Source organism: Shewanella sp. MBTL60-112-B2, from assembly GCF_019655055.1.
Lineage (GTDB): Bacteria > Pseudomonadota > Gammaproteobacteria > Enterobacterales > Shewanellaceae > Shewanella.
This window is the reverse complement of record NZ_BPFA01000057.1, coordinates 1-6,390: the sequence shown is the minus strand read 5'-3', so window position 1 is coordinate 6,390 and position 6,390 is coordinate 1. Positions and strand designations below refer to the sequence as shown.

4 protein-coding genes and 1 rRNA gene are annotated in these 6,390 nt (G+C 42.3%); 1 reads left to right on the top strand and 4 read right to left on the bottom strand.

All coding sequences use genetic code 11. From position 1 onward, the window contains the following. Together K5Q73_RS21110 and gmhB are read right to left on the bottom strand one after the other, a co-directional pair. Positions 1-212 (bottom strand): 16S ribosomal RNA (locus tag K5Q73_RS21110); the annotation flags it as partial. Positions 213-1,058: 846 nt separating this feature from the next. Continuing rightward, entirely contained in the window at positions 1,059-1,613 is a 555-nt protein-coding gene (gmhB, locus tag K5Q73_RS21105; RefSeq protein WP_220765788.1) for a D-glycero-beta-D-manno-heptose 1,7-bisphosphate 7-phosphatase, read from the bottom strand. 164 nt (positions 1,614-1,777) lie between these two features. Here gmhB and K5Q73_RS21100 point away from each other — a divergent pair, with 164 nt between their 5' ends. Further along, positions 1,778-3,079 carry an aminopeptidase P N-terminal domain-containing protein gene (locus K5Q73_RS21100; protein ID WP_220765789.1) on the top strand — a complete coding sequence of 434 codons (1,302 nt, stop codon included), beginning with the start codon at positions 1,778-1,780 and terminating at the stop codon, positions 3,077-3,079. Between the two features lie 469 nt (positions 3,080-3,548). Here the strand turns inward: K5Q73_RS21100 and K5Q73_RS21095 are convergent, their stop codons facing one another. After that, complete coding sequence (locus K5Q73_RS21095; protein ID WP_220765790.1) at positions 3,549-4,814, bottom strand: FAD-binding oxidoreductase; 1,266 nt, start codon at positions 4,812-4,814, stop codon at positions 3,549-3,551. A 34-nt stretch (positions 4,815-4,848) separates the two neighbouring features. Further along, the gene (locus K5Q73_RS21090; RefSeq protein ID WP_220765791.1) at positions 4,849-5,889 is read right to left on the bottom strand and encodes a proline racemase family protein; all 1,041 of its coding nucleotides are present in this window, start codon (positions 5,887-5,889) and stop codon (positions 4,849-4,851) included. Between the last annotated feature and the right edge of the window lie 501 nt (positions 5,890-6,390).

The following is a 6,390-nucleotide window of genomic DNA, read 5'->3' as shown; positions in this document are numbered from 1 at the left end:
CCGAAGGTCCCCTCCTTTCCCCCGTAGGGCGTATGCGGTATTAGCAGTCGTTTCCAACTGTTATCCCCCTCGACTGGGCAGATACCTAGGCATTACTCACCCGTCCGCCGCTCGTCACCTCAGGAGCAAGCTCCCTTGTGTTACCGCTCGACTTGCATGTGTTAGGCCTGCCGCCAGCGTTCAATCTGAGCCATGATCAAACTCTTCAATTAAAGTTTTGTTTGCTTCTTCCACCTTACAAGTAAGGCTAAATCAGCGGCTCAACGAATTCTGTATTACATAAATTATCTTTGATTTTACTTTCTATAAGAAAGTGAAGACCAAAGTTGCTATGAACACTCATTCATTAAGTAATTTCGAATAACTTAATCTCTGTGAGTGTCCACACAGATTTGCTTGTCATATTGTTAAAGAGCGTGCCAGAATTGGCGTTCTTGCGAACCATTCCAATCAGCTAGGGGTGTGTATTCTACACTTCCCATTATTGGCGTCAAGCGTTTATTTCAAGAAGATTTCCTTTCACCGAATCCTTAGTCACTATTGTGAATAATCATCGCTATTAGAAGCCTTACAAACGCCTTTCACCAGAATCATCTTCCGAAGAAGTAACTCTCTTACTCTCAACCTTTTAATAAAGGAATAAGAGTTACCACATACCCTGCAAGCCTTGCTACATCTAGCTTAACGATTATTTGTAATCACTAAACATAATCTAGTTAGTCTGCTGTGCCGTGTCAGTGGATGCGCATTATAGGCATACAAGCCCAAAGCGCAAGGGGCCTTTTCAATTTAATTAGAATATTCGCATCAATTGAACAGCATTCGCTCAACATGCTGTTTTAAACAGCATGTTGAGCCTATTTAACAAACCAAACAAGGCATGCTGGTAATATTCACCTAGCTTTAATATTGGATACAAACTTAAAAGTCAGGATTACAGAAGCAAAAAATCGTGGTTTAAAGCTCAATACAAAAATGCCCCGACAATTCGGGGCATTTAGATTCGAGCATAATGTTCACTGCTTAAGCTTTGTAAATTATAAGTGAATGTTTACCCGTTAGCTTTTATTGGCAAGGTATGCAGGTACATCTGCAATCGAATCTAAAACAACTGTAGCTGCAGCAATCGCGTCATCAGTAACAGATTTCCCCGTTCTTACCAAGATTCGCGTTGGTACGCCTGCCGCTTTGGCAGCTAGCATGTCATCGCGCTTATCACCGACCATGACCGACTCTGACAAATCGATTTTTAAAAATTGTGCAGCTGAATTAAGCATGCCCGGTTTTGGTTTACGACAATCACAATCGATTTTGTATTCGCCTACGCCGTTTTCTGCATGATGAGGACAGTAATAGATGCCATCCAACTCAACGCCTTTATCGACAAAGTTCCAATCCATCCACTCTGTTAATGAGTGAAATTGATCTTCACTGTACATTCCTCGAGCAATACCAGATTGGTTGGTAACAACAGCAAGCAAATATCCCATCTCTTTAAGAGATGCACACGCGTCAAACACACCGTCTATATATTCAAAATCGTCAACTTGGTGTACATAACCATGGTCTAGATTGATAACGCCATCTCTGTCTAAAAATACCGCTCGATTCACAATACATTCTCTCTAATATGCAATGGCTATTATTATTCCACTCATTACAACAAAATGCACCGTGAACTTGCTATAAAGCAGCTAATATCGTGTAATGAATAAAATATACAGTCTTTCATTTTAAGGCCTGTTGTAGATTCAATTAACTGCTATGGAATAATAAGATGTCTAATATCTACCATCAAAGACGCTCTGAACTGCTCAAGCAGTTACCAAATAACAGTCTAGTACTGGTTGCTGGCTATCAGCAGAAAGTGCGCAGTAAAAATATTAAATACCATTTTAGACAAGACAATGACTTTCTCTACTTAACGGGTTTCGACGAGCCCGATGCCATTGCATTACTTATTAAAGGTGATGTTAATCAGTTCATTTTATTTAGTCGCCCTAAAGACCCCGCTCAAGAAGTTAGCTTTGGTGCTCGGGCCGGAATTGATGGCGCTGTAGCAATCCACGGAGCAAATAAGGCGTATGCTATTGCAGAGTTTGAGCGCACCCTGGTTCCATTACTACAAGATATCAACACTTTCTATATAAGTGATGAACTTGGACGGTTCTCTTCGCAACTAATAAGCTGGGCGAACCATCAGCGCCATAATTGTTCTTTTGATACACCTAAGCGCTTCACCTCGATTAAGCCTTTGGCAGAGGTGTTACACACAAAGCGAGTGATAAAATCCAAGGACGAACTTGCTAAAATACGCTCAGCAGTTGCCGCATCAACTGCTGGTCATAAAGCCGTTATGCAGGCTTGCAAGGCCGGCGTAAATGAGCGTGAGCTCTCCTCACTCTTTGACTTTACTATCGCGCAATATGGCTGCAACGATGTCGCCTACCCTAGTATCGTCGCTGGCGGTAATAACGCTTGTTGTCTGCATTATGAAGAGAACTGCTGCGAGTTGTCTGATGGACAGATGCTGCTTATCGATGCAGGTGGTGAATTCAAACATTACGCCGCTGATATTACCCGCAGCTACCCGGTTAATGGCAGGTTCACTCCTGAGCAAAAATCTATCTATCTATTAGTGCTCAAGGCACTGGATCAAGCCATCGAAAAAGTTCGCCCTGGTGCGGCTTGGAATACGCTTTACGAAACATGCATGCAAGTGATGGCAGAGGGGCTTAAGGAGCTTGGTCTATTAACCGGAAATATTGACGAGATTATGAAAAGTGAAAGCTATAAGCGCTTTACGGTTCATAAAACTGGCCATTGGCTAGGTATGGATGTTCATGATGTAGGCCCTTATCACGACAATGAAGGTCAGTGGCGCACACTTGAAACTGACATGGTGTTTACCATTGAACCGGGTATTTATTTCCCTGAAGATGCCTTAGATATACCTGCAGCCTATCGCGGTATGGGGATCCGTATCGAAGATGATATCTTAGTCACCGAAACAGGCTTTGAAAACCTGTCGGTCCATGTGCCAAGAACGATAGAAGAGATTGAAGCCTTTATGCTGTAAAAAACATAAGGATAATTTGTCATAAAGAAGCCTCCCCTAAACAAGCCAAACATAGTTTTGGCTTGTTTTGTTTCCGCTAACTAAGGTTATTGCAATTGTTTGGTCTCGATATACTCACCCTTTATTTGGGCTAATAAGATCTGCCGCTGAACCGCCTCCAAGCGCGTAGAAGAGCGAGATGAATATCCAAATAACAGCCAGACCTAATATAAACGATACAATAGTCATAATATCATCTAACAAGATCCATGGATTATCAATAATTGCTTTGCAGTACGAAATTGCTCTTTTGATATGCCTTCTCACTATAGTAAATGCTAAAATCTCGACTTAACTAGTCAAGAATTATAATACTATTTGCACTTAACTCAACGCGATGCTTTACATCTCATTATTCATTTTTACTCAATTGTGTGCATAAAAAAGGAGCGAAATTCACTCCTTTTACTCTACTAGTCTTTATTCATTACTAGTTAAAGCGCTCGATACGATAGGGACTCAAGTCTATATCGGCTTGCTTACCTAACACCTCTTGGGCCAATAATTTTGCCGTAATCGCTGACCAAGTCAGTCCTAAATGTTGGTGACCAAATGAGAAAAACACATTCGATTGCTTTTGACTACGGCCAAGTACTGGCAGGCTATCTGGCATAGAAGGCCTAAAGCCCATCCAGCGCTCACCATCATCGGCTGTCGCATCGGCAAATAACTCAGGTAGCAATGCTTTAGCGTGAGGAAATAAACAGTTTGCTCTGGCCTCTACTAAGGGGGCTTTTAAGCCACCAAACTCAACTGTTCCCGCTAATCTAGTGCCATCACGCATTGGGGTAATAATGAACTTTCGATTATAAGAAGCAACCGGACGTGACAAGCGGCTTCGTTGAGGCATCATCAAATGATAGCCCCGCTCTGTTTCCAAAGGCACCTTGTAACCCAACTGTTTAGCAAAAGGTTTCGACCAAGCCCCCGAGGCAATAACCAGGCGTTCAGTTTTGTGGCTACCCGAATTCGTCTCTAAGGTAATACTCGGATCCGTATTAGAGCTATTAATCTGAACTAACTCTTCGGTAACGACCTGCCCGCCAATCTCTTTAAACTTAGCTTCTAACGCCAAACATAAACGATAGGGATCTTCTGTATGACCAACATGGGTAAAGTATAAAGCATTGGTGATGTTAGAGGTCAACGAGGGCTCTAGCGCTCTGACTTCATCTCCACTAAGTAACTGCAGATCCACTCCAGCATCGGCATAAGCGCGATACTCTTTCTGTACTTCTTGGATCGGAGTCCCTTCAAAAACGAGTAGGCTACCGTTCAAGCTCAGTAACTCTTCACAGCCACAAAAAGCGGTAAGAGACTTCATCGCAGCAATTGAATCTTGATTTAATGCTTTAATTGCCCGGCTATTCTTAGCTCTTCGAGAGGGCAACATATTATGTAGGAAACGAAAAAACCAAGGTAACGCTTTAAAGAAATACTGGGGTTGAATGCGAAACGGCCCAAGCGGATCCAGCAGCATTCCTGGTAACTTAGGGAGCATGGCAGGATCCGCTAAAGGAAACACTTGCTCAGTAGCAAAGTGGCCAGCGTTTCCTTTTGAAGCTCCCGAACCTGCCCCCTCTTTATCTAAGACTTTAACCTTAAATCCAGCGCGTTGTAACTCGATGGCGGCGGCTAAACCGACAATTCCAGCGCCGACAATCGTCAGTGTCTCAGGCTGAGCATTATGATTCATAAGCTTTTACTCCACTCAAATATCTTTGCCATGATTAACGCAACATAAAGCCATTTTGAAACACATCATCGGGGTCAACAAAGAACTTGTGTTGTCCGGTAATATAAGCACGACCAGAAACTTCAGGGATCACTGCCGGCTTGCCATGAAATTCACACTCTGAAGACGCACTAACAATCATTCTGCCATCCACAATACTTTCAATCATTATCGGCGTATTCAAAGCCACTTCACCTTTAGCATGCAGTAGCGCCACCCGAGCAGAAACTCCGGTGCCTGTAGGTGAGCGATCCACCTCTCCATCAGCAAAAATACAAACATGGCGTGAATGCGCTTCTGGATTAGTCACTTTCTTAGAAGTAAAAATCGTGCCGTATAAAAAGCTCAAGTCTTCTTCGAGGGGGTGTACTAACGTATGTGATGCCATCACCGCATGTTTAATGCGTCGTCCAAGATCAATTAACTGCGCCACATTATCTTGCCCGCAGCTTATACCATGCTCGTCAGCGTCGACATACGCATAATAGGCTCCACCAAAGCCAATATCGTAGTTAACCTCGCCAAAACCTTCGACATTAACGCGGCAATTTAATGCATCGGCCCAAGAGTCGACATTTTTAAAGCTTACATGGATTTTTCCTTGCGGGTCACGATAAGCCTTTGCGGTAATCAACCCCGCTGGCGAATCGATTTTAATAATGCGTGGCTCTTGACCTAAATTGATAGAGCTCGTTTGGCACATCACCTTAACTAAAGCCAAAATTCCGTGGCCACACATGCTGCTATAGCCTTCGTTATGCAAGAAAAGTACGCCAAAATCGGCCTCTTCCGTAACAGCTTCAGTAATAAGCGCCCCATACATATCAGCATGCCCTCTAGGCTCATGCATTAGTAATTTACGATAAGTATCAAGGTTCTGCTGCACATATTGACGCTTTTCTAAGATGGTCGAACCTTTGATCTCTGGATATCCCGAAATAATAATCCTCAACGGCTCCCCTTCTGTGTGAGCATCTATGGTGACAAAATCCTTAAAACTGCTCGATAAATTTGGGGGTATTGTGATCGACTGCATATTTTTATTGCTCCAGAGTTAACATTTGGATATTGTATACAATTATTGCTGTGGTTGTTAGTAGCATTTATTTAGCTACATTCTCCAAACAAAGGGGTTTCAATTTAAATACATGCGTATACAATATACCAATTAAAGTCTAACTCCAAACGCTACGCAGCAGTAATAGAGGCTTGATATGAAAGTGAATTGGCAAGGTGTTTTCAACACAGTTTAATGTATCAAGTTTGCCGAGAAAATCATTGGCCGTGGTAGCGAAAACTTAGGTCTACCTAGTTTCACACTATCGGTGAAGAGTGTTCATACGTTAAGCAAGTCATTGCTCATGCACTTGAGACTCGCATCGATTGGGACAAGTACAACATCGACTTATTAAAGTTTGATGTTTATAAAGCCAGTCGTTTAATGCAAATTAAACGACTGGCTTTGATCACTATAACTATAACTATAACTATAACTATAACTATAACTATAACTATAACTATAACTATAACTATAACT

Excerpts from the sequence above, each read along its gene's own strand:
- K5Q73_RS21090 (WP_220765791.1), bottom strand. The coding sequence starts at position 5,889 with ATGCAGTCGATCACAATACCCCCAAATTTATCGAGCAGTTTTAAGGAT.
- K5Q73_RS21095 (WP_220765790.1), bottom strand. The coding sequence starts at position 4,814 with ATGAATCATAATGCTCAGCCTGAGACACTGACGATTGTCGGCGCTGGA.
- K5Q73_RS21100 (WP_220765789.1), top strand. The coding sequence starts at position 1,778 with ATGTCTAATATCTACCATCAAAGACGCTCTGAACTGCTCAAGCAGTTA.